Origin of the sequence: Acidovorax sp. HMWF018 (genome assembly GCF_003061035.1) — a bacterium.
Classification (GTDB): domain Bacteria; phylum Pseudomonadota; class Gammaproteobacteria; order Burkholderiales; family Burkholderiaceae_C; genus Acidovorax; species Acidovorax delafieldii.
The window spans coordinates 1-3,507 of record NZ_QAIM01000573.1; the positions used below are offsets into that span (position 1 = coordinate 1).

8 protein-coding genes are annotated in these 3,507 nt (G+C 59.6%); 4 read left to right on the plus strand and 4 right to left on the minus strand.

All coding sequences use genetic code 11. The features are described 5' to 3' along the window. Positions 1 to 91 precede the first annotated feature (91 nt). From DBR23_RS29785 to DBR23_RS24510, 3 genes are all read right to left on the minus strand, one after another. Positions 92 to 247: a hypothetical protein gene (locus DBR23_RS29785; RefSeq protein WP_158276492.1), complete on the minus strand. Its 156-nt coding sequence runs from the start codon at positions 245 to 247 to the stop codon at positions 92 to 94. Positions 248 to 535: 288 nt separating this feature from the next. Further along, positions 536 to 967 (minus strand): hypothetical protein, encoded by a 432-nt coding sequence (locus tag DBR23_RS24505; protein ID WP_108499859.1) that lies wholly within the window; start codon positions 965 to 967, stop codon positions 536 to 538. 50 nt (positions 968 to 1,017) lie between these two features. Further along, positions 1,018 to 1,653: a LexA family transcriptional regulator gene (locus tag DBR23_RS24510; protein ID WP_108499860.1), complete on the minus strand. Its 636-nt coding sequence runs from the start codon at positions 1,651 to 1,653 to the stop codon at positions 1,018 to 1,020. 82 nt (positions 1,654 to 1,735) lie between these two features. Between DBR23_RS24510 and DBR23_RS24515 the strand changes: the two genes are divergently transcribed. Then, positions 1,736 to 1,972, plus strand: coding sequence for a YdaS family helix-turn-helix protein (locus tag DBR23_RS24515; RefSeq protein ID WP_108499861.1), 237 nt, complete (start codon positions 1,736 to 1,738; stop codon positions 1,970 to 1,972). A 269-nt stretch (positions 1,973 to 2,241) separates the two neighbouring features. Here DBR23_RS24515 and DBR23_RS24520 read toward each other — a convergent pair whose 3' ends face one another. Continuing rightward, positions 2,242 to 2,472, minus strand: coding sequence for a hypothetical protein (locus DBR23_RS24520; protein ID WP_108499862.1), 231 nt, complete (start codon positions 2,470 to 2,472; stop codon positions 2,242 to 2,244). A 192-nt stretch (positions 2,473 to 2,664) separates the two neighbouring features. Here DBR23_RS24520 and DBR23_RS24525 point away from each other — a divergent pair, with 192 nt between their 5' ends. From DBR23_RS24525 to DBR23_RS24535, 3 genes are all read left to right on the plus strand, one after another. Then, positions 2,665 to 2,949 (plus strand): hypothetical protein, encoded by a 285-nt coding sequence (locus tag DBR23_RS24525; protein ID WP_108499863.1) that lies wholly within the window; start codon positions 2,665 to 2,667, stop codon positions 2,947 to 2,949. After that, positions 2,942 to 3,196, plus strand: a complete 255-nt coding sequence (locus DBR23_RS24530; RefSeq protein ID WP_108499864.1) for a hypothetical protein — start codon at positions 2,942 to 2,944, stop codon at positions 3,194 to 3,196. Before DBR23_RS24525 ends, DBR23_RS24530 begins: the two co-directional genes overlap by 8 nt. Next, the coding region (locus DBR23_RS24535; RefSeq protein WP_199227794.1) for an HNH endonuclease at positions 3,193 to 3,507 on the plus strand (315 nt) is incomplete at its 3' end. The genes DBR23_RS24530 and DBR23_RS24535, both read left to right, overlap by 4 nt.

Here is a 3,507-nt window from a genome sequence, read left to right on the forward strand (position 1 = left end):
CCCGATGCAGTACGAACAACGCTGGTACGAGGCACAGCGCAAAAAGGCCGCGTGAATCGTGGGTTAAGAACTACACGAAACAGGGGCAAGGTCACTTTGCTTCCATCGCCGCTAGAGTCATTGACCGCTCGGGCTCCGGCGTTATGGCAAGGCGCGCCCGCCAAAGATCAGCAAGCCACGTAATGAGAGTCTGCTGCGCGAGATTCTTCATCTTGAGTTGCAGCGCTTCGTGTTCTTGAGGCGTCATTTGTTTCCTTCCGCCGGGTTTTCCGGCATTCCCTCACATCCACCAGCGTCTTGAACCGGTGGTCCTCTCTCGTGATCCACTGCATGTTGCTGGGCCTATCAGCACCGCCAGCGCATAGGGCAATCACATGATCGACGTGCCACCCCGGGCAGGCGCCGCGCGTGCGGCCGGTAGCGGGGCAGGGGTTCTCGGCGCGGAAGGCCCGCACCTGGGTGCGGTCGCGGTCAGTGCGCGCGGTAGCGTCCACGCTGGTGATGACAATCCCAAAGGCAAGCAACAACAGCGCTTTCATTTGCGAAAGATAGCAGGCCTATCGCGCCAATCCTCGGTGCCAACAGGCACTGTGGCTACGGCTGGTTCTGGATCGGCCGCTCGCGCCGGTTGCGCATCATCTATAGCAGAGAGAAATCGATGCGCCAGTTCAACACGGATGGTGCCGTGGGTCACGCCAAATTGCCCAGCTGACATCAGTCGCTCCAAGACTGGTATGGCAACTGCGTGGAATCCGTGCTTCTTGAGTCCGGCAACATACAGCGAGGCTATGTACATGGCGGCCTCGTCCTCGGTCATGTTGGAGTCCCAAGCGCCATCAATGAGCTTCAGATAGGCAAGCATGCCTGGGAAAAACTCATTCTCGCGTGTCTGAATCTGGTATTCGTTGTTCAGCTTTGTATCGACGGTGCCGTTGTATTTTTTGCGGTTCTTGAATAACCCGAACATCCAGCTTCCTTGGTGAGTGGCGGCGATACGCCAGGCCGCCGATCCGGCATCTACCGTGCCCGGCGGTACTTCCTATGCTCAACCATGGTCCCCACGATCCTGATGGGCTGAATATCGGAACGCAGGGTTGGGTAGTCGTCGTTCAGTGGCACCAGCTCGAAAACCATGTTGCCCTGGGCATCCATGCCGCGCGGGCGGTACTTCTTGAAAGTGGCTTCCTGCTCGCCGTTCTTGGCGGCCACAAAGTCGCCAGGGTGCGGGGCAACCTCTGGGTCGATGATGACCCTGTCGCCTGGGTTGAACTCTGGGAGCATGCTGTCGCCGCGTATCGTGAGCGCAAAAGCGTGAGCTGACAGCTCCAAGTCCGTAAGCAGGTACTCGTCCGCATCGCCTGGCTGGAATTGGTCAACGATCTCGCACCACATGCCAGCCTGAATGGCGCTGATGACGGGGATGCTGCGGCCACCGATGGGAGCGGGGACCACGTTCGGGATACCGGCAAAAAGAGCATCCACAGATATGCCAAGCGCCATAGCCACATCCAGATGCCTGTCAGCGGGCATGCCTCTTTTTTTCCAGTTCGACACGTCCGCCGATGTTGCCCCCAGCTTGGCCGCAAAGGCGGTCTGGTTGAGTCCGCGCTCCTTCGCAATTTTCAGAGCTACGTCGATTGGGCGTGATGGCATAGCGGGAGCTTAAACAAATTGTGAGTTGTGTGCTTCACTGGGTGTTGACATTAATATTCACATGGTGTGAAAATCGCCGCATATGGAAACACTCAAGCAAGCGGTAGAGGCTCGCGGACTCAAAGCCTCCGCAGAACTGCTGGCCGTCACACCACAACGGTTGAGCAACTGGATGGAGCGCGGTGTACCAGTGGAGCACTGCGCTGCTGTGGATGCTGCACTGGGCGTATCGCGCAAGACGCTGCGCCCGGACGACTGGCACTTGATCTGGCCCGAGCTGGGCACCCCAGCCGAAGCCAAGGAGGCCGCCCATGGCTGATCGCACGCCTAGTCCTGCAGTCAGCACGGAGCAAATCATTCGCGCCAAGTGGTCGAACTCGCAGGAGTGGTTCAGCGAGGCCTTCGACCCGACCATCGCTGCACGCCAGACAGCGTCGAGGGAAGACCGCCTCAGTGCCCCAAAGGCTTCTGGTGGCTGGTTGCGGCGAGCTCTTGATTCAGGGCATGTGCGAATCCATGGGGCGGACGAAACCACAGCCACCCCAGGATCGAAGACCGAATCCCCTGCAACAGCCGCTGCGACAGAGATCAACCGGGCTTGGATTGAGCAAAAAAGTCCTCCAAGTTTTCGAGGTAGACGCTCGCTCGGATGCCTCCTGGTAGTTGCGGCGCTTCTAGCTGCGTGCGCGTTTTCCGCACGACCCCAAGAGCCTCGTCTGAAGTGAGAACTCCCTTGTCCACGAGTTTCACGATCAATTCCCCGAGCAATGCGTGCACTGCGCCCGCAAGCGCCAGTGATGTGTTGCCTTGGTCGTCCATTTCGTCTGCCCCTCTCGGTGATGGTTGTGTAAGCGACTCCCATCGTAGCCGGGAGAGGGCGGGCACCCATCACACACCCCGCATGCGCCGCGCCTGCGCGCGCATCGCAGCCGCGCTGAATTTCGGCGCCCTGACAAAGCCACTTTCTCCCGTGTCCTGACCGCGCGAGAGAGTTTCTGAATAGAGGACCGCATGAGCCACAACAACGACAGCAACCACGACCTGCCCATGTTCGCGCGGGCTCGAAATGACGACCGCCCGACCACGGAACTCCGCGTCGATATTCCCAAAGAGATCATGGGCGTTATCGACGCTCATTGGATGGCCCGCGCCGGTGCGAAGGCCAGCCGCAATGAGGTGGTGAACGAAATCCTGAAGGAGTGGGCTGCGAAGAAGTGGCATGAAGCGAGTCTCGTTTTGAAGCTCGTCCCATGCAATCCGGACTCTCTGGAATCGGAGGGCCTGCAGCATGGCTGAAAACGCCTTCACCATGGCCCGCGAGCGCGGCCCAGATCGCGACATTCCCGCGCTGCCACCGCGCAAGACCAACACCAGCAAGGCGCCAGCGAGCGGCCCAGTGCCCGCACCCATCGCGTTTGACCGAACAGGCCGCCGCACGGTGAGCCTGGAGCGCAAGACCAAAGGCGGCATCACCATCGAAACGCGCGAGCAGTCGGCAGCATCGCTGGCTAAGACACAGCGGATCAAGGGGGCGAAGGAATGACGCGCACCAGCCAACACGATCTTTTTAGCGCGCCCCCCGCTCCGCGCAGCTTCGACAAGGACGCATTGGGCTTCTTGATCCGGGGCTTCGGAGAAAAGTACCGCATCACGGATGGCGGCGAGGTCTTCAATCTGGAGACTGGAAAGCCGCTTTCCTTGAAAACCACAGCCAAGGGCTATGTCTATGTGCATCTGTGGCACGACAAGAAGGGGTATGGCAGGTTTGTCCATCGCCTGCTTCTGCAAGCAGCATCAGGCAAAGAAGGTACCGGGCTAGAGGTCAACCATATTGACGGCGACAAGTCGAACAAC

Coding starts and splice junctions, on each gene's coding strand:
- DBR23_RS24505 (WP_108499859.1), bottom strand. CDS start 967: ATGTTCGGGTTATTCAAGAACCGCAAAAAATACAACGGCACCGTCGAT.
- DBR23_RS24530 (WP_108499864.1), top strand. CDS start 2,942: ATGGCTGAAAACGCCTTCACCATGGCCCGCGAGCGCGGCCCAGATCGC.
- DBR23_RS24515 (WP_108499861.1), top strand. CDS start 1,736: ATGGAAACACTCAAGCAAGCGGTAGAGGCTCGCGGACTCAAAGCCTCC.
- DBR23_RS24525 (WP_108499863.1), top strand. CDS start 2,665: ATGAGCCACAACAACGACAGCAACCACGACCTGCCCATGTTCGCGCGG.
- DBR23_RS29785 (WP_158276492.1), bottom strand. CDS start 247: ATGACGCCTCAAGAACACGAAGCGCTGCAACTCAAGATGAAGAATCTC.
- DBR23_RS24520 (WP_108499862.1), bottom strand. CDS start 2,472: ATGGACGACCAAGGCAACACATCACTGGCGCTTGCGGGCGCAGTGCAC.
- DBR23_RS24510 (WP_108499860.1), bottom strand. CDS start 1,653: ATGCCATCACGCCCAATCGACGTAGCTCTGAAAATTGCGAAGGAGCGC.